We start from the raw sequence: 22073 nt of genomic DNA, 5'->3' as shown, positions 1-22073 counted from the left end.
GACTGGGGGACTGGAATGAAGCACGTTCTAAATAGATGGGCGCGTGTAGTGCTCGGGCCTGCACTTGCCGTCCTGATCGTCGGGCTGACACCCGGCGTATCAGGCGCTGCAGAAGCCGGGGGCGGCCACCCGAAACTGATTCTGCAAATCACCGTGGATGCACTACGGGCCGATCTGCCGGAGCGTTACGCGTCCGTTCTGGGAGAGGATGGCTTCAAGCGCCTGTGGAGCAATGGAATCACCTATTCCAACGCCAATTACCGCCACGCCAACACGGAGACCGTGGTCGGCCACGCCTCGTTGGCCACGGGCACGGTACCGGCGCGCCACGGGATGATCGGGAATGTCTGGTTTGACCGTGAGTTGGGGCGCCTGGTCTACAACATCGAAGACGCCCGCTATCGGTTGCTGACCGCGGGCGCTGACGTGGATGAACAGACTGAAATCGATCCGACCCAGAAGGCCGCCAAGGTGGATGGCCGGTCACCAACCGCCATCCTGACGTCGACCTTCAGCGATGAACTGGCGATTTATTTCAATGGGCGTTCGAAGATATTCGGCGTTTCCGTGAAAGATCGCGGCGCGGTTACGCTGGCGGGGCAGACCGGGAAAGCTTTTTGGTTCTCCAAGGCCACCGGGGAGTTTGTTACCAGCACCTATTACTATGACGAGTACCCGCAGTGGGTGACGGACTGGAATGCGGGCAAGCCCGTTGGCAAGTACGCGGGCAAAGCCTGGGACCTGCTCCTTGAACCGGATGCCTACCAGTTCGCCGGCGCTGATGATCAAGGCTTCGAGACCGATTTCCCGGGTTTCGGGCGTGCGTTTCCCCACGCCTTGGGGGCGGCCGACGATAAGTACATGACCACCCGCCTGACCCTCAGTCCGGCCGGAGATGAACTGACCCTCGATTTTGCAAAAGCGCTGTTGACTGAAGAGCAATTGGGGCAGGACGATGTGCCGGATTTCCTGGCGGTCAGTTTTTCCTCAACCGACTACGTTGGTCACATATTTGGTGCCTCCAGTCTGGAGGCCGAAGACAACATGGCTCGTCTCGACCGCACCCTGGCGGACCTGCTCGGCTTTGTTGACAAGCACGTGGGGCTTGAGAACACATTGATTGTGCTCTCGGCGGATCACGGACAACCGGAGGTCCCCGGCCATCTCAACCAGCTCGGCGTGTCCACCGCCAGCTATTTCGATGTTGAGGCGCTGGACAAAACGCCGGCCATTGAGGCCCTGAAGACGAAATTTGGCATCGGCGAGGAGCTGATCGAGGCGTTCTTCCAGCCTTATCTGTATCTCAATAATGACATCATTGAGAAGGAAGGCCTGGATAAAGTGGCTGTCGAACAGACGCTTGCCGAGACGCTGATGCAGTTTGAGGGTATCTCCGTGGCAATTCCCAGCTCGGCCCTGCGGTCGGGCGCATTCCCGAATGTTCCGGTCATCGATGCCGTCCTGAATAACTTCCACCCGAAACGTTCGGGCGACATCTACGTGGTATTCAACCCCAACGTCTTCATTAACGATTTTGATGGCCTGGAGGTGGCTTCGGTTCACGGGTCACCGTGGCGTTATGACACCCACGTGCCGGTGATTTTTTCCGGATACGGCCTGAAGGCCCGGACCGTCACTCGACCGGTAGCGCCGTATGACATTGCCCCGACACTGTCTGCTGTGATCGGTGCCAAAGCGCCTTCAGGCGCGGTTGGCCAGCCCTTGCAGGAAGTTCTGGAAAATTGACTTTGTTACACTGATCCTGGATTTCCCTGCTGCATATTCGGTAATCGCAGGGGCATCAATGCTGCGAACCGATCCGGGAGAAAGTGTGGAAAACAGCAAAAAATTATTGATCGTGGCTCATGCGCCGTCCCCGAATACCCTCAAACTGCGGGAGGCGGCGGAGAAGGGCGCACGGCATGCGGATATCGAGAATGTAGAGGTGACCGTTCTGGCGCCCCTGGATGCTGGCCCGGAGGACGTACTCGCCTGCGACGCCATTATCCTCGGGACCACTGAAAACCTCGGTTACATGAGCGGGGCGCTGAAGGACTTCTTTGACCGAAGCTATTATCCGTGCCTGGAGCGCACCCAGGGCCTGCCCTTTGCCTATTACATCCGGGCGGGCCATGATGGCACCGGCACCCATCGCGCCATCGAGTCGATCGCAACAGGCCTGCGCTGGAAGCGGATTCAGGAGCCGCTGATCTGTCGCGGCGAATACCGCGAGGAATTTTCCGAGCAGTGCCAGGAGTTGGGCCTGTATGTGGCGGCCAGCCTGGATGCCGGCCTGCTCTAACCCCCGGAGTTGGCCTGGAAGGGGAGTTAGCTGGCTAAACGGTTGTAGAAACCTTCGATCCGTGACAATGCGTTGTCCATGGCGCGTGAATAGCCTTTTTTATCCAGGCAGTAACTGAACTGTACGCTGATCCGAAAGCCGGCCTGGTATGGCTGGCACTCCACAACCCGGGCACCCACACGGGATTCCCGGATGTACTTGCCGGCAAAGTCCAGGAATAAACGAACACCAGGCTCCACCGGTCGCGGGCAGAGAACGGCCATGCCGTAACGGTTCAGGTCCAGGCAGGTGACCGAGGTGGCCTGCTTGCCACGGCCAAGGAACCCGCGTTCCCGTAACCAGACCTGAAGGCAAGAGGCTGGGTAGCGATCCTTGATTCTCCGATCGGTTGAATCACTCGTCATACAGGTGCGTCCGTTGCGTGTCTTGTCTTTGTTGTCCCCCGGCAATCCAGCAGACGGATTGCGACCGGGAGATGAAGTTTAGTTCTGGAACATCTGTCTGAAAAATAACCATTCATGAAAGTGTGAACTGGCTAACACTTCCATAAAGGGCCGCCAGCCCGGCAGAAATCTTGTGCTCGCACGCGACAGGGGCGGCCGCAGAATCTACAATGACCGGCCAATGATTCAACCGTTACAGGACCGTACCTTGAAGTCACTGTCTCTGCACCAGCTCTACAAAGCCTGTGTTCTGAAAGACCTGCCATTCAAAACCACCCGGCAACTGGAGCCATTGGCCGAAATCGTCGGCCAGAATCGGGCCCAGGAGGCCGTTCGCTTCGCACTGGCCATGCCCCATGGCGGCTATAACGTCTATGCGGTAGGACGAAACGGGCTGGGCAAGCGCACCATGATGCTGCGTTACCTCGAGCACCACGTCGATACGGACCAGCAGAGTCATGACTGGTGCTATGTTGCCAATTTTGAGGAACCACGGGTTCCTCGGCTGCTGCAAGTCCCCGCAGGCAAGGGCACCCAGCTCAAGCAGGACATGGAAAAGCTGATGAGCCGGCTGGTCAAGGTCATCCCTCAGACGTTCGACAGCGACAGCTTTCTGGAACGGTCGGAACAGCTCAAGAACGAATACGGCAAGATGCAGGAAGATGAACTGGAGAAGGTGGCGGCCCAGGCCAGGCGCAAGAAGGTCAGCCTGACCGTCACCACGCCCGGAGGTTACCGGCTTGTCGCCATGAACGGCGACGAACCGCACACCGCAGAGTCCTTCCAGGCACTGACCGAAGAGCAGCGGGACAAGTTCGAGGACTCAATCAACAAGCTGGAAAAGAAGCTCCGGCAGGCGCTGCGCAAGCTGGCAGACTGGGAGCAGGAGTATGCCGACAAGCAGCAGGCGCTGAACAAGGAAACCCTCGAAGGCATTTCGGGCCACCAGATTGACGAGCTGGAGGAAAAATACCGGGATCTGCCCGACGTGGTTTCCTATTTTGAGGCGGTGCGGAACGACCTGGCCGAGAACCTGGATATTTTCCTCGACGATGACGACGAACAGGCGGCTATTGCCTACGCCTCGCTCGACAAGAAAATGCCCCGGCGCTATCTGGTCAACCTGTTGGTACATCAGAAAACCAATGAAGTACCGGTGGTGGTTGAGGATAACCCGACCTACCACAACCTGTTCGGTTACGTGGAGAACGTGACCTATAAAGGCACGGTGTTCACCGACTTCTCACTGATCCGGCCGGGCAGCCTGCACCGGGCCAACGGTGGTTACCTGTTGATGGATGCCATCAAGGTACTGGAGCAGCCGTTCGTCTGGGATGGTCTGAAGCGGGCTCTGCGATCCAAGTCCATCCAGATCAATTCCCTGGAGCGCGAACTGACCCTGTCTGGCACCATTTCCATCGAGCCGGAAGCGGTGCCGCTGGATGTGAAGATTGTCCTGTTTGGTGACCGGGAAACCTGGATGCTGCTGCAGGAATACGATTCGGAGTTCGCCGAATTGTTCCGGGTGACGGCGGACTTTGAGAATGAAATGTATCGGTCCGACGACAGCCAGCTGCTGTATGCCAAGTTCATTGCCAGTCTCGTCAGCGAGAAGAAGCTCCTGCACTGCTCGAACAAGGCGGTGGCTCGGGTGATTGAGCACAGTTCGCGAATGGCGGAGCATCAGGACCGCCTTTCTCTGCACGCCGCCGATATTGCCAACCTGCTTCGCGAGTCCGATTTCTGGGCTCGCCAGGCGGGTGCGAAACTGATTCAGGACGCACACGTAGAGCGAGCACTGGAAAGCGCCAAATACCGCAGCAGCCGTATCCGTGACCAGTTCTACGATTCCATTCGTGACGGGTCGACCCTGGTCAGCACCAGCGGCACCTGCGTCGGGCAGGTAAACGCGTTGTCGGTGCTGTCGACCGGTGGGTTCGAATTCGGCCTTTCCAACCGTGTCACTGCAACCTGCTACTATGGAGATGGTGCGGTGATGGATATCGAGCGGGATGTGAAGCTGGGAGGCAATATCCACTCTAAGGGCGTCATGATTCTCAGCTCCTGGCTGGCATCTCACTTTGCAATCACAGACCCGATGCATCTGTCTGCCAGCCTGACCTTCGAACAGAACTATGGAGAAATTGACGGCGACAGCGCCTCCCTGGCGGAACTCTGTGCCCTGATCTCGGCCCTGGCCGAGATCCCGGTCAGGCAGGACCTGGCGATTACCGGCTCAGTCAACCAGTTCGGAGAGGTTCAGCCTATTGGCGGGGTAAACGAGAAAGTCGAAGGCTTCTTTGCAACCTGTCAGTTAAAAGGCGGTCTCACCGGCACCCAGGGCGTAATTGTCCCCAGTACCAACGTCCAGAACCTGATGCTGGACAGTGAATTGGTAAACGCCGCCCGCGAGGGTCGGTTTGCGGTCTATGCCGCCAGCCGATTGGAAGAGGCTGTCACCCTGTTGCTCGGCAAACCTGCCGGCAAGGCGGATGACAAGGGCAGGTACCCGAAGCAGAGCGTTTTTGGCATTATCCAACAACGGCTTGAAAAAATGCGTGAACATGAGCGTCAGGAACATGCCCGGGACGATCATAAGGATCCGTCAATTCACTGACCGGACATCATAAGAAAGTGGACAGGAGAGAACACACACATGACTGATATCCAGCAGACCGTATACGTAGTAGAAGACGATGAAGCGGTTCGTGATTCACTGGAGCTGCTGCTGAAGTCAGACAGCAAGCCGGTGAAGACCTTCGAGAGCGCAACGGCTTTTCTCAAGGACTACTCCGAAAAGATGGCCGGGTGCATTGTGCTGGATATCCGCATGCCGGGTATGGATGGAATGGAGCTTCAGAAAAAGCTGAACGAAAAGCACTCCATCCTGCCCATCATTTTTGTGACTGGACACGGTGATGTCCCCATGGCCGTGGACGCCATGAAGGAAGGGGCTGTGGACTTTATCCAGAAGCCCTATCGGGAAGAAGCCCTGCTGGAAAAAATCGAGGCGGCTCTTGAACAGGATCTCGAGCAGCGCAAGACCCTCGATGAGAAGCAGGAAATCATTCGTCGCGTTAAGAGCCTCACCCCCCGCGAACACGAGATCATGGACCGGATGATTGCGGGACAGGCCAACAAGGTGATTGCGATCGAGCTGGAAATCAGTCAACGGACGGTGGAAATTCACCGTTCCCGGGTTATGCACAAGATGGGGACCCACTCCCTGGCGCACCTGGTTCGTATGGTCCTGTCCGTAAAGGACCTTATCGACGCCCGGTGATCCTGTCGGCATCATACGGAGACCTTTTCAATCGGCCCCGTTTATATGACTGAAGTTGTCAGTGAGAACTCGGAGGTGACGGTTCTGCTCGTGGATGATAATCCACAGAACCTCAAAGTCCTCTATGAGACCCTGAAAGACAAGGGCTATCGCCTGTTGATCGCCAACGAAGGTGAAAAGGCCCTGGACCTTGCCCATCGTCACCAGCCCGAAGTAATCCTGCTGGACATCATGATGCCTGAAATGGATGGCTACGAGGTGTGCGAACGCCTCAAGGCGGATCCGGCGACGGCAGACTGCGCCGTGGTGTTTCTGTCTGCCCTGGACGATCTGCAGGCCAAGGTGAAGGGATTTTCCCTCGGTGGTGCCGATTACATTTCCAAGCCTTTCCAGTCCCTTGAGGTAATTGCGCGGGTGAAGACCCACGCCCGGGTTATTCGTCTTGAGCGGGAGCTTCAGGCACGGAACCGGGAACTCCAGGGCGACCAGACCCGGATTCTCAACTCCATCAGTGAAGGCATTTACGGTCTGGATGAGAACGGGGTTATCGAGTTTGCCAATCCGGCCGCGGCGGAGATCATGCGCTGCCCGGTCGATGAGCTGGTTGGCCGAAACTTTTTTGAAGTGCACTTTGCGACCTGCGGTGATTGTCCGGACGGTTTGCCGGTTCAGACCACCTGCTGCCAGGGCAGGGCCGAGGGCCAGCGCAACATCCGGATGAAGAGGACGGACGGCAGCGGGTTTCCTGCGGAATACCGGTCGACGCCGAAGCTTGATAATGACCAGTTGCATGGCGCCGTGGTGGTATTCCGGGACATCACAGCAGAACTCGAGAGCGAGGCGGCTCTGGAAGAGGCCAGGGCGTTGGTTCAGGAGCAGCGGGACCAGCTGGCCCACACATCGAGACTGACCACCATGGGCGAGATGGCGGCCGGCTTTGCCCATGAGGTGAACCAGCCGCTCACGGCAATCACCAACTATGCCCGGGTGTCCAAGCGAATGATGCGCAAGGAAAACCCCGACCTCGGTTTGCTGGGTGAGACCCTGGACAAGATCGAGGCCCAATCCCACCGCGCCAGCGAGATCATTCGCCGAATTCGTCGATTCATGAAAAAGCCTGCGACTGGCAAAGAAGTCATATCGGTCCCGGCGCTGCTCGAGGACACCCGCCAGTTCGCAGAAGTCGACATGCGTAACAACGAGGGTGGGATTGAGCTGTCGGTCCCGGATTCGCTGCCAGATGTGGCGGCCGATCCGATCCAGGTCCAGCAGGTTGCCCTGAACCTGATCCGTAATGCGCTGGAGGCGACCCGGAGCGCCGATGCCTCAACGCCGGTTGAGGTAAGTGCCGAATTGCTCGGCTCAAGCTGCGTTCGTGTCCAGGTGCGGGACCATGGCGTTGGCCTGCCGGCAGACGCCGAAGACAAGCTGTTTCTGCCGTTCTACACCACCAAGGATGAGGGCATGGGCATCGGCCTTGCCACCTGCCGGTCCCTGATTCAGGCGCAAGGTGGGGATATCGGCTTTGAGCGCCCCGAGGGCGGGGGCGCCTGCTTCTACTTTACCCTGCCAGTGGCTGGAGCGGACGGAGCGCCCTGTGCCCCTGAAGCCGCCTCGGGTGCCGGGGAAGCCTGAACACCGAGCCTCCGGGCCTTCACAGCCAGTCGATGCGACCGCTGAGATGCGGGGCATCGCCCCTCGAATTCAACAGTTGATAGTCCCAGCCTGACGCACCGGAATGCCAGTTGAGTTGCGCCGTTCCGGGCAGGAACAGCGGCTTCTTGAACTGGCAGGACACCCGGAAGGCGCCGGGCTTCCAGTCCTCCTGTTGTTCCAGTAGTGCCAGTGCGCGGGCCTTGCTCCACATGCCGTGGGCGATTGCCCTCGGGAACCCGAAGGCTTTGGCGCTGAGTGCGTGCATGTGAATCGGGTTGCTGTCGCCCGAGACGCCGGCATACTGTCGGCCGATGGATTCCGGAGCGTCGATGCTCAGCGTATTGGGGTACCGCTCCAGCCCCGGCGGCGCGGACTTCCGGCCAGTCCCGGATTCTGTCGCCGCTCGCCGGTACAGCGTAATGCTGGACTCCTCCCAGATCAGTTTGCCTGCGGCGTGGGCCTCGGTAATCAGATCGAACTCGATACCCCGGCTTGTGCGCTCCTGTTTGCCCAGGCGAACGGTCAGATCGAGGGTTTCACCCACTCCGATTGCACGGTGCTGGGTAATGGTATTGCGCAGGTGAACCAGTCCCAGAAGAGGCAACGGAAAGGATGGGGCAGTCAGCAGCTTGAGGTGGAGCGGAAACGCCATGACGTGCGGCCAGGTCACGGGAATGCTGGTCGTCTGCGTGAAGCCGCAGATTGTTTTATACCGCGCCAGCTTATCACCTGCGGTGCTGGCGCCCAGCAGTCGTGCAGACAATGCCGGTATGGTGACGTCGCGGCCGGCTTTTACCGGTTTCGGCATCAGTGCCCGGGCGTAGAGGGGCAGCAGGCCCGGCGGGGCGTTGCGGTAAATAAAAGTATCTGACATAAGGGTTGTCTCCCGGCGCAGGTATTCGCCATTAACTGTAGTCGTGAATTGGTCACGTAAGTACCGGTTATTTTTACATTCTGGTACAACTGTGCGTCTGTGGCCTGATATGCTCTAATATCAGACCTTAGTCCTAGAAGCTTCATATCAAAGGCCTTCACTCTGGCAAATCCGGCTGGATCAGGCATTGACTTGGCTTGCCCCGGAAATTGTCCGCCGGGTCAAAGTGGTATTAAACGAATAAAAAAAAGCGGGATTTTATGCAGGAACTTCGTGATGCGGGAGTAATGTTGCGCCTGATTTACGAGGCGATGAAGAAAAGAGGCATTGATACCGATGCCATTTTCAGTCGCCTGGGCGTCGACGAGAACTACGTTTATACCGAGCAGTTGCGCACCCCCCACAGCGCCCAGCTTTACTTCTGGCAAGCGGTTGAAGACGTATCGGGAGATCCGGACATCGGTCTTCATCTCGGGCCCTTGTTGCCCGCCTACAAAGGGCAGGTTCTGGAATACCTTTTTCTCAGCAGTCCGACCTTTGGCGAGGGCCTGCGGCGTGCCCAGAATTACCAGCGTCTGTTGAGCGACGCCGCCAACACGGATTTCTTTATTGAGGGCGACGACGCCTGCATGGTTCTGGATGCGGCCTCTGATGAAGTGAGTCGCCTGAAACATTTCAATGAATGTTTTGTGCAGGGTGTGATTACCTTCTTCCGTTCCATCACCGACGATTCTTTCTACCCCTCCCGCATCGAGTTTGAACATCACCGAGACTCCGGCCAGGAGCACGCGGCCGAGGTGCTTGGCTGTGACGTGGTCTTTGGCGCGCCGGAGAACCGGTTGTATTTCCCGGCGACGCTGCTCACCCATGCCTCGCCCCATGCGGAGCCCGAGTTGCTTGACCTGCATGAACGGTTTGCCAGCGAACAGGTGGCTCGTCTTGAGAAGCGGGACATCGTGGGGCAGGTGGAGAGGATTGTGGCGGAGTTGCTGGATAGCGGCGAGGTCACCCTCGATGCGGTTGCCGAGCGCCTCGGAATCAAGCCCAGGACCCTGCGTACCCGGCTGACGGAGGCAGAGACCAGCTTCAACCAGGTGCTGGCGGACTTCCGCTACCGTCTGGCCCGTCAGTTGCTGGCGACCACCGACGAATCGATTGACGAGATCGTTTACCTGACCGGGTTCTCTGAGCCCAGCACTTTCTATCGGGCTTTCAAGCGCTGGTCGAACATGACACCGATCGAGTACCGGAAAACGGCTCAGGGCAAGGACGCCATGGTCGATGCCCTCTAGCGTCAACGCCCCCGGGAATTTTTTTCGGGAAAAGCGTTGACATAACCGGGTGCCTCTTTATAATGCGCCCTCGTTGTCACCGAGCAGTCACACCCCTGATTGCACCGCCCAGTTCGGGCACGACGTGATGACCAACGCGGAGCGGTAGTTCAGCTGGTTAGAATACCGGCCTGTCACGCCGGGGGTCGCGGGTTCGAGTCCCGTCCGCTCCGCCATTTTTCCTTCCCTCGTAGTTCGGTTTTTCTGTTCTCTGTCATTGCACTGTCATGATCTGGCGTCAACCTGCTTCTGAATGAACCCACGCAGGATAGATGCATGTCGGATTATCAAGAAGAGTTGATCGAAAGCCAGTTCGAAGAGTTTGACGACGACGAAGGCTACGACGACGCTACCGAAATCTAGCGTTCTGCCTTCAGCCGGTTCCGGTGTTCACCGGGGCTGATATCAAACCACCGCCGGTAGGCCTTATGAAATGCCGCCGGATTGGCGAAGCCCAGAAGCCAGGCAATCTCCGAAAGAGCCGTCTCGGTTTCGCGAATATAATCCCTTGCCAGTTGTTTCCGCGTCTCGTCCACCAGTTCACGAAATCCTGTTCCCTCCGCAGCTAACTGCCGCTGTAGCGTCCAGGGAGCCACGCCCAGTTTGCTGGCAATGGTTTCAAGGCTCGGGCTTTCACCCTTGAACAGAGGTGTCAGCAAGTGCTTTACCCGGTCGCCGGTGGTCCAGCCTTTCCGAATTTGCTGCAACTCCCGCTCACACAGATCCACCAGTTTTTCATGCATGGCTGCCTGCGCCTGCCGTGTCGGCTGAGTCCAGATCTCGGGTTTGAGGGTAATGCCGTTCTCCTTGGCGCCAAAATGAACCGGGCACCGGAACCAGCTTTCAAACAGATCATCCTGACCAACGGACGGATACTCGATGGTGACCCGCTCCAGCACCTCATACTGGCCTGTAACGTTTCGAACAAACTGGGTCCAGGCGGCGAGCACTGAATCCACGACAAAAAAGTTGAACGCGTTGTAAGGGCGTATGGAATAGAACAGGGCCTGGCGATCTTTTGCGTTGAGGGAGGGGGCGCCGCGACTGTTCTGGCTGGTGAGCAGGGAGTATCGGATGAGCGTGCTGAGGGCTTCGCCAGCGGTCTCCGCTGACTGGCCCGCCAATCCGGCGATGCCCGCATCGACGGGCCGTGTCAGGGCCCCGATGCGCAGACCGAGGGCACGGTTCCCTGTTTGGGCTATGGCGGCGTGGCCCAGTCGCATGAAACGCGGAATGCTGATCCGTGCAGCAGCGGACGCAAGGGTTTCTGCGCTCAGCCGGAAGTTGGAGGTCAGGTGTTCAGTATCTGCGCCTTCCGCCGCGGCCGCCCTCAGCAGAACCGACACGTGCAGCACGCTGATGTTGCCCAGGGCATTGCGCGGGCGCTGGGGGGAGGCTGTTTGTCTGGTCATTATCAGTGCTTGTCCGACATGTTGTCTGAAGATAATAGAATGTTATTAAGGGATATTGTTGATGGCAAGTCAGCCGGGTAATTTAGGGCCATAAAACGAGTCGGGCCTCCAAAGGTCCGCAACCATTGATAATGAGGAGATCAATCATGACCGCACCCGCTACCCCCGGTGTCGCCAAATACCCCAACCTGCTCGAACCCCTCGATCTCGGCTTTACCAAGCTCCGCAACCGGACTCTCATGGGTTCCATGCACACCGGTCTCGAGGAAGCGAAAAACGGTTTTGAGCGTCTGGCGGCCTTTTACGCGGAACGCGCCCGTGGTGGTGCTGGCCTGATTGTTACCGGTGGTATTGCGCCGAACGTGGAGGGCGGTGTGTTCCAGCACGCGGCCAAGATGACCAACGAAGACGAAGTGGAAAATCACAAGGTCATTACCCGGGCCGTTCATGAGGCTGACGGCAAAATCTGTATGCAGATCCTGCACGCAGGTCGTTATGCGTACTCGCCGGAACTGGTGGCGCCCTCTGCCATCCAGGCGCCAATCAACCCGTTCAAGCCCAAAGAGTTGGACGAGGCGGGTATCGAGAAACAGATTCAGGATTACGCCGACTGTGCAGTGCTGGCTCAGAGCGCCGGCTACGACGGTGTCGAGATCATGGGCTCCGAAGGTTACTTCATCAACCAGTTCATTGTGTCCCACACCAACCACCGTACCGATGGTTGGGGCGGAAGTTATGAGAACCGGATTCGCCTGCCGATCGAAATCGTGCGTCGTGTCCGGGAGCGGGTGGGCGAGAACTTCATTCTGATCTACCGCCTGTCGATGCTGGATCTGATTGAGGATGGCAGTACCTGGGAAGAGGTGGTGCACCTGGCCAAGGAAATCGAAAAGGCTGGCGCGACCATCATCAACACCGGCATCGGCTGGCATGAAGCCCGGGTGCCGACCATCGCAACCTCCGTGCCCCGCGGTGCGTTCACCAAAGTGACCGCCCGCCTCAAGGGTGAGGTAAGCATCCCGCTGGTAACCACCAACCGGATCAACATGCCGGACGTTGCCGAGAAAATCCTGGCCGAAGGCGATGCCGACATGGTGTCTATGGCGCGTCCATTCCTGGCGGATTCGGACCTGGTCCTGAAGGCGGCTGAAGATCGTGCCGATGAAATCAACACCTGCATCGGTTGCAATCAGGCCTGCCTGGATCACACCTTCAGCGGCAAGCTGACTTCCTGCCTCGTCAACCCCCGGGCCTGCCATGAAACCGAGCTGACCTGGGTCAAGACGGCTGCGCCCAAATCAATTGCGGTGGTTGGTGCCGGGCCGGCGGGCCTTGCCTTTGCGTCGGTTGCGGCCGAACGTGGTCACAAGGTGACCCTGTTTGATGCCGGTAGCCAAATTGGCGGCCAGTTCAACGTCGCCAAGCGGATTCCCGGGAAAGAGGAGTTCCATGAAACGCTGCGTTATTTCCGGGTCATGCTGGACAAGCATGGCGTGGATGTCCGTCTCAACACCCGGGTGAATGTTGACGACCTCAAGGCTGGCGGTTTCGATGACGTGGTTCTGGCGACCGGCGTCGAGCCGCGCACACCGGACATCCAGGGGATTGATCACCCGAAAGTCATCGGATACCTCGATGCCCTGCTCGAGCGCAAGCCCGTTGGGCAGAAAGTGGCGGTGATCGGGGCCGGAGGAATCGGCTTCGATGTCTCAGAATTCATTGTGCACAAGGGGGCTTCAGCCTCGCTTGATACCGAGCACTTCATGCGCGAGTGGGGCGTTGATCTGAGTGTCGAGCACCGTGGTGGAATTCAAGGCGTCTCGCCCGAGGTGCCGGAACCTGCCCGGGAGGTCTACCTGTTGCAGCGCAAGGCATCCAAGGTGGGTAAGAATCTTGGCAAAACCACTGGCTGGATTCATCGGACGTCCCTGAAGAACCGTCAGGTTCAGATGGTGCCGGGCGTGAGCTACCGCAAGATTGATGATCAGGGGCTGCATATCACGGTCACGCCCAAAGGTGCGGAGCAGGGCGAGGATCGCGTGCTACCGGTTGATACCATTATCATCTGCGCCGGACAGGAGCCGCTGCGTGAGCTTCAGGGGGGGCTTGAGGCAGCCGGTGTGGCCGTGCATTTGATCGGCGGTGCCGATGTCGCGGCGGAGCTTGATGCCAAGCGGGCGATTGATCAGGGAAGCCGGCTCGCTGCGCAACTGTGATCACAAAACGTTGCAGTTTTTCTCTGTGCACCGAAGATTGACTGGCTAGACTAGTAAGCCTGAGTCTGTCAGTTTGCGTATCCGCCCTCTCTCAACCGGTGAGGGCGGTGTTTGCCGACACCGGAACCCGATGGAACATTCTGTGTGACTTCATCGTGTTGGTGTCGAATCTTTAAGAGCTAGGAGAGTCACAAATGGTATCTGCCGACCAGGCGACTGATGGTTATGCGGCGGTGTTTTTCGTGGATGGAAGCCATGTGGCGCGCCAGATGCGTGCCAGTGAATTTGGGGCTTTTCTGGACGGATACGTAGGGTTATCGGACCTCGCCGAGACCGATGTTAAAGCGGTTCTGGTTGAGCTGAGTGGCGATCTCCTCGTGCAATCCCTGGTGTTTTTCCGGATCTGGTTCGATGAGGAGGGTCGGGCGGATAGCAATTGGAACGTGCCCATTGAAGAGCTGGCCAAGCGCGGTGCCAAAGGCCCGGACATGGGGGGAGGCCCCATCCGGCTGGTGTGCCGGAGCCAATGCCCGGAGCCTCGCTATGCCGAGGAGCTTTGGGATCCGGACATGACGCCCGGTAACAATCATTTCCAGGCCATTCGCAAGGCTGTCGATTCCAACTCTCTGAAGTTTCGAAAAATTGAGCCTCAACCGGCGCAGGAAGAAGACATTCCGGTGCTCAATTCGGCTCCGGCAACGTCCGCAGAGTCTCAGGAAGACGCGGACAACGCGGCCGACCGGGCCCGTCTGGCCCAGCTCATTCGGGAGCAGCGTCTCCGCATCAAGACCCTCCAGAGTGTCCATCGGGATTCATTGTCTGAAATCCAGCGGGAGCATCGCCTGGAATTGCAGACGCTGCGCAGTGAATTTTCCGACCTGGAGCAAAAGTACGAACGCCAGCGCCTGAGTAACGAGCAGCTTAAGAAGCGCTTGTCTGAACGGAATGAGCAGTACCTCACCATGCAGGAGCAGATTGCCTCCGGTGGCGAGGAAAAGGAGCGGGACGACGCCAACACCGATGCGGAATTGGTGCTCCTCCGGGAACAGCTTGACCGGAAGCACCGTGAACTGGAACTCCGGGATGAGCGGATAGCGGCACTTGAGCAGGAGAACCATGAGCTCCAGCACCAGGAGCCTGCGGAAAATTCCATCATGGGCCAGCTCAGGAAACAGGCTGTGTTTCTCGTGGCTTACCATCCCGGTGTCGGCCATATCACCTTGCCCTACGACGACATCGAAACCTACTTCACCAATCCGGTGGCATACGCGGCAGAGCGCTGCGGCATGAACGAGCCTGCGTATCGCCAGTGGCTTGAGCATTACGAGAACCCGGTGTGCCAGCACGAGGGTAAGGATGGCAAGACCTGTGGCGAGCCCATCATGCGGATCAGCCAACCAGGCGAGTTTCGGTCCGGCATTGACGACCGCTGCGAGCAGCATCAATCCTGAAGTTTCGATCTTTTTTCAGTATCGGGGTGACTTTCGTTAAACTGTGAGCCAGATTGTCACGGGGCTGGCGGATCTGGCCGGCCCCACCGCATCCCGACACCACAGGAAGCCTCATGGATCAGTTCAGGAATATTGGTGTTATTGGCCGATTGGGCAGCGTGAAGGTGGTTGAATCACTGCGTCAGCTCAAACAATACCTGATTGCCAACAACTACCACGTCATTCTCGAGGAAGACACCGCCGGTATGCTGCCGGGCCATGGTTTGCAGGTTGCCAGCAAAAAGCTGCTGGGTGAGATCTGCGATCTGGTCATTGTTGTGGGTGGTGACGGCAGCTTGCTGGGTGCCGCGCGGGAGTTGGCGAAGTCAAAGATCCCCCTGCTCGGTGTGAATCGAGGCCGTCTGGGCTTTCTTACCGATATTTCTCCATCCGATCTGGAAGAGCGTCTGGGCAAGGTTCTGGAAGGCGAGTACGTGGAAGAAACGCGCTTTCTGCTGGATGGTAACGTAGAGCGTAACGGGCAGCCGCTGGGGTTTGGAACCGCGCTCAACGATGTGGTGCTGCACCCGGGCAAGTCGACCCGGATGATCGGCTTTGATCTGTTTATTGATGGCCACTTTGTCTACAGCCAGCGTTCCGACGGACTTATCGTCGCCACACCGACAGGTTCGACGGCGTATTCGCTCTCGGCGGGTGGCCCGATAATGCATCCGAAGCTTGATGCGGTTGTGCTGGTGCCGATGTTTCCGCATACGCTCAGCAGTCGCCCCATCGTGGTGGATGGCAAAAGCGAGATCAAACTGGTGATCGGGGAAACCAACGAAACCTACCCGCAGATTTCGTTCGACGGTCAGATGAACATCGCCTGTGCGCCGGGCGACATTATCCGTATCACCAAGAAACCCTTCAAGATCCGGTTGATCCACCCCACCGATCACAATTTCTATGCCACCTGCCGTGACAAGCTTGGCTGGGCAAGTGAAATTTCAGCGAGTTGATCATGGCTGTAAACAGACACTCCGCAAGCCGCGGCTTCGACATCATCGGCGACATCCACGGTTGCGCCAACACCCTGATCCGGTTGCTGGAACAGATGGGCTACCGGAAGGTGAACGGTGTGTATCAGCACGACCGGCGCCAGGCGATTTTCATCGGCGATATTATCGACCGCGGACCCCGAATCCGTGAAGCCCTGCACCTGGTGCGCGACATGGTGGAGCATGGCTCGGCCCGGATTGTGATGGGCAATCACGAGTACAATGCGCTGGGCTACTGCACCCGTGCCCGTTCCGGCAGCGGCAAGAAGTGGCTGCGCGAGCACAATGCCCGCCATGATCGGCTGATTCGCGAAACCCTTGAGCAGTTTGACGCCCATCCCCATGAATGGAACGAGTTCCTGGAATGGTTCTACACCATCCCCCTGTTTATCGAGGAAGAGGATTTCCGGGTGGTCCACGCCTGTTGGGACGGAGAACTGATCGACAAGTTCAAACAGCTCCAGGGTGGCGCCTGCATTGACGAGGATTTCCTGCACGCGTCGGCGGCCATCGAGTCGTTTGCCGGCCAGGTCATGGACACCTTGCTTCGGGGAACGGATTTGCGCTTGCCGGAGGGAACGGCAATCACCGGCCGGGACGGTTATGTCCGTGAGTTTTTCCGGACCAAATTCTGGGCCGATGCCCCGCGTACCTATGCCGATGTCGTATTTCAGCCGGATCCTTTGCCGCCGGAAGTGGCGCGCATGGAGTTGACGGAAAACGAGCGCAAGCAACTTATCAGCTACCCGCTGGATGCGCCCCCGGTGTTTGTGGGCCACTACTGGATGGAAGGGGAGCCGGCGCCGCTCAAGGCCAACGTTGCCTGCATTGATTACAGTGCGGTGAAATACGGCAGATTGGTAGCGTACCGTATGGACGGTGAGTCGGTGCTTTCCCCGGACAAGTTTGTCTGGGTGGAGGTCGATCGTCCGGAGCAGCCGGGGTATTCCGGCACGGAAGACAGTATTGCCCGTTGAGTTAACGGAGCTCGATTACCCTATATACCCTGATAGGCGAGGTTTTTTGTGTACCGCGTGAAGCAGATGGATACCACGGTGAATCTCGCCGGTTTCAGTCGATGGCTGTCTGGGCAGGGCGTTGCGCATCGGATCACAGAAGAAAACGATCATCAGGTTCTGTGGTTGGAGAATCCGGAGCATGCCGAACCGGTCCTGATAGCTTTGGAGAGGTTCCTGGCCGAACCGGATCTTCGGGACGCGGTGGAACGCCAGCACCATTCTCCGGTCTTCGTTCGTGGGCGCTGGCAACCCTCGCCCCGGCATGCACCTGTTGTGTTGGGCCTGATCATACTTGCAGTGATCATGATCTGGGTCACGGCGATGGGCCGGAACGAGTTTGCTGCCGCGCTGATGGTCATCGATCCCCGGGACTTTGACTGGAGTACCATGGCTGGCCGCGTTGATGCGCTGGCCAATACCCTGGCCGGCGGGCAGGTCTGGCGACTGTTGACCCCTGACTTCCTGCACTTCAGCTGGACCCATATCATCTTCAATGCGGTCATGTTGTGGTTTCTTGGAAGCCAGATCGAATGGTTTGATGGGCGTGGGCGCTTGATTGTGCTCTTTCTCGGGACCAGTATTTTTTCGAATGGACTTCAATACCTGGTTTCCGGACCCTTGTTTGGCGGTCTGTCCGGTGTGGTATATGGCATTCTGGGCTATTGCTGGCTGAGTCAGCGCAAGGTTCCGAGATTTCACTTTCCGCCGGCACTGGTGACGTTTGCCGTGGTCTGGATGGTGATCGGTTTCACGCCCTTTACGGAATTTCTGGGGTTGGGGCGCATGGCCAATGAAGCCCATTTGGGCGGATTTGTCAGTGGAGTGGCCCTGGCGCTGATTCTGCCCGTAAAGAGACAGTGAGGAGCCAAAAAAAAGCCCCGCCTGAGGGCGGGGCATAAAAAGAGCATTTAGCTCCTGATGAGAGAGACCAAATGATACGACCGTCGTCATTTGGTGAAGAAATGATAATCGTTATCGTTTGCATCTGTCAAACGGTTGAGGCACTTTTTTGGAACACGTTTCGGGAGAACCGAATGACCTACGATGAACTGATTGAGCGACTGGATCCCAATGTCTACCGGAGCCTTCGTCAGTCGATCGAACTCGGAAAATGGCCGGACGGCAGGACGCTCACACCGGAGCAGCGGGAAATCAGTCTGCAGGCTGTCATTTACTACGAGAACCTGCACCAGATACCTGAAGAGGAGCGCACTGGCTACATTGACCGCGGCGCCAAAGCTGGCACCGCCTGCGATCCGTCGGTGCAGCGGGCCAATGCCGGCAAAGGCGACGTGGACCCTGACCAGTTCGTTGAGGTCAAGTCTTGAGCGAGCTGATCGACGTAACCGGCCGGCTGCGCAAAATGCCTGCCGAAGCTCTGGCACCGGTGGCCTACTCCATCTCGGTGGGGGACAGTCGCGTTCCGCTGAACGAATTTCTCGGCAAGCGTGTCCGCCTCGACTTCGATGGCGTCATTCGCTGCATTAACTGTGACCGCGCCACCAAGAAAAGCTTCAACCAGGGCTACTGTTACCCCTGTTTCCGGAAGCTGGCGGCCTGCGACAGCTGCATCATGAGTCCGGAAAAGTGCCATTATCACCTTGGTACCTGTCGCGAGCCGGAGTGGGGCGAAACCCACTGTATGGTTGAGCATGTCGTTTACCTGGCCAATTCGTCCGGTTTGAAGGTGGGAATTACCCGTGGTTCCCAGGTGCCCACCCGCTGGATAGACCAGGGCGCGGTTGATGCGATCCCCATGGTTCGTGTTGCGACCCGATATATTGCCGGGCTGGTGGAAGTTGCCTGCAAGAGCCATGTGGCGGACCGGACCAACTGGCGCGCCATGCTGAAAGGTGATGTGCCTGAGCTGAACCTGGCTGACGAGCGACAGCGGATGCTGGCCCTGATTGCCGATGATCTGTCTGCCTTGCGGGAGACTCACGGCCAGGATGCAATTCGCGAAGTGGATGAAGACGGGCTCGGGTTAAGCTACCCGGTTGATGTCTGGCCCGAAAAAATCAAAACTCACAATCTGGACAAGAATCCGGAAGTGGAAGGTGTGCTGGAGGGCATCAAGGGCCAGTACCTCATTCTGGATACCGGAGTGATCAATATCCGGAAGTTTACCGGGTACGAAGTACGTTTCCGGGTGATGGACGACTGATTGCGCCATCCCCGTCTGACCTGACACTACCTGTTTGCCGGACCGCCGGCAGGCAGCGGCTGAGTAATCTGGAGATAGATCATGCGTACCAACCAGCCCCAGACCATTTACCTGAGCGAGTACCGAGTGCCGGCTTACCTGGTTGATACGGTCGACCTGCGCTTTGAGCTGTTCGAGGACGGCACCCGCGTTCACAGTACCCTGGCCGTCCGTCGCAATCCGGAGTCCGACGCCGGTGCGGCTCCGCTCGAACTTGACGGCGACAGCCTGGTCCTTGAGTCCGTCGCCCTCGATGGCAAAGCGTTGAGTGAGGGCGAGTATGAGGATCGCGGTGACAAGCTGATTGTGGAATCGGTACCCGAGCAGTTCGAGTTGTCGGTGGTGACCTGGATCGAGCCCCAGAACAACACCCGCCTCGAGGGTCTGTACAAATCGTCCGGGATGTTCTGCACCCAGTGCGAGGCGGAGGGATTCCGCTGCATTACCTTCTTCCCTGATCGTCCGGATGTGATGTCCCGGTTTCGGACCCGGGTTGAGGCAGATAAATCGGCTTACCCGGTACTGCTGTCGAACGGAAATGATGTTGAACGGGGCGATCTGGGTGAGGGGCGTCACTTTGTCACCTGGGAAGATCCGTTTCCCAAGCCCTGTTACCTGTTTGCCCTGGTGGCCGGCGACCTGGTGGAAAAGCGGGACACATTCACCACCTGCTCGGGGCGCGACATCGATCTGCGCATGTACGTGGAACCGCGCAACGCTGAAAAATGCGATCACGCGATGGATTCCCTCAAGCGTTCCATGCGTTGGGACGAAGAGACCTACGGGCGCGAATACGACCTCGAGATCTTCATGATCGTGGCCGTCGATGATTTCAACATGGGCGCTATGGAGAACAAGGGCCTGAACATCTTCAACTCGTCGTGCGTACTGGCCAGCCAGGAAACGGCTACGGATGTGGCATTCCAGCGCATTGAGGCGATTGTGGCCCACGAGTATTTCCATAACTGGTCGGGTAACCGTGTCACGTGTCGGGACTGGTTCCAACTGAGCCTCAAGGAAGGCTTCACGGTCTTCCGGGACTCCCAGTTCTCGGCGGACGTGGGTTCGCCCACGGTCAAGCGTATTGAAGACGTCAATGTCCTGCGCACCGCGCAGTTTGCCGAAGACGGTGGCCCCATGGCGCACCCCGTCCGCCCGGCCTCCTACATGGAGATCTCCAACTTCTACACCCTGACCATCTATGAAAAGGGTGCCGAAGTGGTTCGCATGATCCACACCCTGCTTGGCCCTGACATGTTCCGAAAGGGCAGTGACCTGTATTTCCAGCGTCATGATGGCCAGGCCGTTACCACCGACGATTTTGTCAGGGCGATGGAGGACGCCTCCGGTCGTGATCTGTCGCAGTTCCGGCTCTGGTACGAGCAGGCGGGAACCCCGGTGCTCGACGTGTCAGACGAGTTTGATTCGGGGCAGGGCATTTATCGGCTGACGATCCGGCAAAGCATTCCGGACACCCCGGGGCAGACCGGAAAGAAACCGCAGCACATTCCGTTTGCGCTCGGTCTTCTCGGGAGCAGGGGAGAGTCGCTGCCACTGCGTCTCGAATCCGATTCCCAGGACGCTCCGACAGAGCGTGTGCTGGAGCTGACCGGTGAAACCCACGTGTTCGAGTTCCACGGTCTGAACGAGTGCCCTGTGCCGTCACTGCTGCGTCAGTTCTCGGCACCGGTCCGTGTGCGCTATCCGTGGACCCGTGAGCAGATGCTGTTTCTGATGAGTCACGATCCCGATGGATTCAATCGCTGGGATGCCGGTCAGCGTCTGGCGGTGGATGTCATTCAGTCACTGATCGGTGCACCCAAAGATTCGTCGATTGACGCCCGTCTGGTTGCCGCCTATCGCCACCTGATCTCGGATTCGTCGCTCGATCAGGCACTGGTCGCCAACATGCTGCAGCTGCCCTCGGCCGCGTACCTGATTGAGCTGGCGGAAAGTGCCGATGCACCGGCAATTCACGAGGCCCGTGAGCGTGTGCTCAAACATCTGGCCATCGCGCTTCGCGATGATTTGGTCGCCTGTTACCGTCGCAACCTGGAAGAAGGCGACTACGCGGTCACGCCGGAGCAGATTGCGCGCAGGAGTCTGCGTAACACGGCGCTGGCCTGGTTGCTGCAGATCAACGACGAGGAAGGTCGGGAACTGGCTCAGCGTCAATTCCGGAATTCGGACAACATGACCGATCGGCTGGGCGCGCTCCGGGCCCTGGTGAACTCCGATTACGAGGAAGACCGCGAGCGGGTCCTGGAGGAGTTTTACGAGCGTTTCCAGGAAGATCCGCAAGTGGTGGAGCAGTGGTTCTCGGTGCAGGCTGCCAGCGATCGGGCCGGCCAGTTGCCCCAGATCCGGGCGCTGCTGGAGCACAGGGCGTTCGACTGGAAGAATCCGAACAAGATTCGCTCCGTGGTTGGGGCCTTCGCCGGCCAGAACCTCGCAGCCTTCCACCGTCCGGACGGTTCAGGATACAACTTCCTGGCGGATCAGGTCTGTCGCCTGGACGACAGTAATCCCCAGATTGCCGCGCGCCTGGTAACACCTCTGACCCGGTGGAAGAAGTTTGCCCCCGCGCACAGCGAACTGATGAAGTCGGCACTGGAGCGTATCCGTGACAAGTCAGGCTTGTCACGCGACGTCTACGAGGTCGTTCACAAGAGTCTGGCTGGCTGACCAAGCCCGTGATGATCCGGCTGGGATTGTAAGTGGTGGTCACAGCCGGATACAAAATCGCACTTTCGGTCGATAGACAATAATGCTCGATCCGCTAATCTGGTGGAAAGTCTGTACTCCCATCAGACGATAATAAAAAGCCCTCCAGAGGCTTCCAGACG

Annotated in this window: 17 protein-coding genes and 1 tRNA gene; 15 read left to right on the top strand and 3 right to left on the bottom strand. The window is 58.2% G+C overall.

The window, feature by feature from the left end; genetic code table 11:
• The first annotated feature begins 15 nt into the window (after positions 1-15).
• Entirely contained in the window at positions 16-1746 is a 1731-nt protein-coding gene (locus tag QQF73_RS15690; RefSeq protein WP_219868285.1) for an alkaline phosphatase family protein, read from the top strand.
• Between the two features lie 58 nt (positions 1747-1804).
• Positions 1805-2302 carry a flavodoxin family protein gene (locus tag QQF73_RS15685; protein WP_285368774.1) on the top strand — a complete coding sequence of 166 codons (498 nt, stop codon included), beginning with the start codon at positions 1805-1807 and terminating at the stop codon, positions 2300-2302.
• Between the two features lie 26 nt (positions 2303-2328).
• On the opposite strand, the gene QQF73_RS15680 is transcribed toward QQF73_RS15685, so the two are convergent.
• Positions 2329-2706 (bottom strand): PilZ domain-containing protein, encoded by a 378-nt coding sequence (locus tag QQF73_RS15680; RefSeq protein WP_219868283.1) that lies wholly within the window; start codon positions 2704-2706, stop codon positions 2329-2331.
• A 247-nt stretch (positions 2707-2953) separates the two neighbouring features.
• On the opposite strand from QQF73_RS15680, the gene QQF73_RS15675 reads away from it, so the two are divergent.
• Genes QQF73_RS15675 through QQF73_RS15665 form a run of 3 tightly spaced genes read left to right on the top strand, consistent with a single transcriptional unit; the run spans position 2954 to position 7663 of the window.
• The gene (locus tag QQF73_RS15675) at positions 2954-5362 is read left to right on the top strand and encodes a Lon protease family protein (RefSeq protein WP_219868282.1); all 2409 of its coding nucleotides are present in this window, start codon (positions 2954-2956) and stop codon (positions 5360-5362) included.
• A 39-nt stretch (positions 5363-5401) separates the two neighbouring features.
• Positions 5402-6028, top strand: a complete 627-nt coding sequence (gene fixJ / locus QQF73_RS15670) for a response regulator FixJ (RefSeq protein ID WP_285368772.1) — start codon at positions 5402-5404, stop codon at positions 6026-6028.
• A 45-nt stretch (positions 6029-6073) separates the two neighbouring features.
• Complete coding sequence (locus QQF73_RS15665) at positions 6074-7663, top strand: ATP-binding response regulator (protein ID WP_285368770.1); 1590 nt, start codon at positions 6074-6076, stop codon at positions 7661-7663.
• A gap of 19 nt (positions 7664-7682) precedes the next feature.
• Here QQF73_RS15665 and QQF73_RS15660 read toward each other — a convergent pair whose 3' ends face one another.
• Positions 7683-8558: a MaoC family dehydratase gene (locus tag QQF73_RS15660; RefSeq protein WP_285368768.1), complete on the bottom strand. Its 876-nt coding sequence runs from the start codon at positions 8556-8558 to the stop codon at positions 7683-7685.
• A 260-nt stretch (positions 8559-8818) separates the two neighbouring features.
• On the opposite strand from QQF73_RS15660, the gene QQF73_RS15655 reads away from it, so the two are divergent.
• Together QQF73_RS15655 and QQF73_RS15650 are read left to right on the top strand one after the other, a co-directional pair.
• Positions 8819-9850 (top strand): AraC family transcriptional regulator, encoded by a 1032-nt coding sequence (locus QQF73_RS15655; protein ID WP_219868278.1) that lies wholly within the window; start codon positions 8819-8821, stop codon positions 9848-9850.
• A 138-nt stretch (positions 9851-9988) separates the two neighbouring features.
• A tRNA-Asp gene (locus QQF73_RS15650) sits at positions 9989-10065 on the top strand.
• Positions 10066-10248: 183 nt separating this feature from the next.
• On the opposite strand, the gene QQF73_RS15645 is transcribed toward QQF73_RS15650, so the two are convergent.
• The gene (locus QQF73_RS15645) at positions 10249-11301 is read right to left on the bottom strand and encodes an AraC family transcriptional regulator (RefSeq protein WP_219868277.1); all 1053 of its coding nucleotides are present in this window, start codon (positions 11299-11301) and stop codon (positions 10249-10251) included.
• Positions 11302-11447: 146 nt separating this feature from the next.
• Here QQF73_RS15645 and QQF73_RS15640 point away from each other — a divergent pair, with 146 nt between their 5' ends.
• From QQF73_RS15640 to pepN, 8 genes are all read left to right on the top strand, one after another.
• Complete coding sequence (locus QQF73_RS15640; protein ID WP_285368766.1) at positions 11448-13517, top strand: NADPH-dependent 2,4-dienoyl-CoA reductase; 2070 nt, start codon at positions 11448-11450, stop codon at positions 13515-13517.
• A 194-nt stretch (positions 13518-13711) separates the two neighbouring features.
• A complete protein-coding gene (locus tag QQF73_RS15635; protein WP_219868275.1) occupies positions 13712-14968 on the top strand; it encodes a DNA repair protein in 1257 nt (418 codons plus the stop codon).
• Between the two features lie 113 nt (positions 14969-15081).
• Positions 15082-15966, top strand: a complete 885-nt coding sequence (locus QQF73_RS15630; protein WP_219477721.1) for an NAD(+) kinase — start codon at positions 15082-15084, stop codon at positions 15964-15966.
• Positions 15967-15968: 2 nt separating this feature from the next.
• A complete protein-coding gene (locus QQF73_RS15625; protein WP_285368764.1) occupies positions 15969-16982 on the top strand; it encodes a metallophosphoesterase in 1014 nt (337 codons plus the stop codon).
• A gap of 48 nt (positions 16983-17030) precedes the next feature.
• The gene (locus QQF73_RS15620; RefSeq protein WP_285368763.1) at positions 17031-17885 is read left to right on the top strand and encodes a rhomboid family intramembrane serine protease; all 855 of its coding nucleotides are present in this window, start codon (positions 17031-17033) and stop codon (positions 17883-17885) included.
• A 173-nt stretch (positions 17886-18058) separates the two neighbouring features.
• Positions 18059-18352, top strand: coding sequence for a YeaC family protein (locus QQF73_RS15615; protein ID WP_219868273.1), 294 nt, complete (start codon positions 18059-18061; stop codon positions 18350-18352).
• Positions 18349-19188, top strand: a complete 840-nt coding sequence (locus QQF73_RS15610; RefSeq protein ID WP_219868272.1) for a DUF2797 domain-containing protein — start codon at positions 18349-18351, stop codon at positions 19186-19188. Before QQF73_RS15615 ends, QQF73_RS15610 begins: the two co-directional genes overlap by 4 nt.
• Before the next feature lie 81 nt (positions 19189-19269).
• Complete coding sequence (gene pepN, locus QQF73_RS15605; RefSeq protein ID WP_285368762.1) at positions 19270-21912, top strand: aminopeptidase N; 2643 nt, start codon at positions 19270-19272, stop codon at positions 21910-21912.
• The last annotated feature ends 161 nt before the right edge of the window (positions 21913-22073 follow it).

The organism is Marinobacter albus, from assembly GCF_030238305.1.
GTDB classification, from domain to species: Bacteria; Pseudomonadota; Gammaproteobacteria; order Pseudomonadales; family Oleiphilaceae; genus Marinobacter; species Marinobacter albus.
This window is presented reverse-complemented; position numbering and strand designations above follow the sequence as displayed.